1 pseudogene is annotated in these 792 nt (G+C 60.0%); it reads right to left on the bottom strand.

The annotated features are described in order from the left end of the window. Positions 1-18: 18 nt before the first annotated feature. Positions 19-751, bottom strand: a pseudogene (locus tag GCT19_RS42350) (IS6 family transposase). Positions 752-792: the final 41 nt, after the last annotated feature.

Raw genomic sequence — 792 nt, 5'->3', positions numbered from 1 at the left:
GGGGGGCAACGCGCTTGCTCAGAAAACCGGCGGAACTTGGGTGATCTCTGTGAAGCGATGCCAGGCGGCGATGCGTGTGGCAAGCTGTTTGCGATAGAGCGAGGCGCGTAGCAGGTGTCGCTTCAGCGCGAAGTGCTGCCGGATCGGACCGAAGCTCGATAGGAAAGCCTGCGTGCGCTCTGGATCGCGAAAGCCACGCATGCGTCGCTCGCGTTCGCGGGTCGGCTGATGACTGTTTTCGGCCCGGTTATTGACCCGCGCGCTGGCTTTGACAAAGACGTGCTTGACGCAAGCCAGTGCGGGAATCTCGGCTTTCGCCGCCCGATAGCTGCGCAGCTGGTCAGTAACGATCTTGCGCGGTGCCTCAGAGCACGCGGCAAGCACGCGCTCGAAAAACCGCTTCGCTGCTGCCTTGTCGCGGTGCTTCTGTAGCAGGATATCGAGTTCGGCACCGTCTTGATCGACGGCGCGCCACAACAGGTAAGGCTCACCGCGCAACCTCACAAATACTTCGTCAAGGTGCCATGTGGTGCCGGGCTTGCGACGCGACGCTTTCACACGGTGTGCGAAGCACGCGCCGAACTTATCGCACCAGCGTCGTACCGTTTCGTAGCTGACGAACCCCGCGCTCGAACAGCAGCTCTTCGATATCGCGCAGGCTGAGCTGGAACCTGAAATACCAACGCACCGCGCAACTGATGACCGATGCGGGAAAGCGATGACCGTGGTACAGCGATTTTGCATTTTTCATCATGCGATCTTACCCGACCATCTCGATAACGTGACAATGCC

The organism is Paraburkholderia atlantica (assembly GCF_009362785.1).
GTDB classification, from domain to species: domain Bacteria; phylum Pseudomonadota; class Gammaproteobacteria; order Burkholderiales; family Burkholderiaceae; genus Paraburkholderia; species Paraburkholderia atlantica.
Note: the sequence above shows the minus strand (reverse complement) of the source record. Positions and strands in the feature narration are given on the sequence as shown.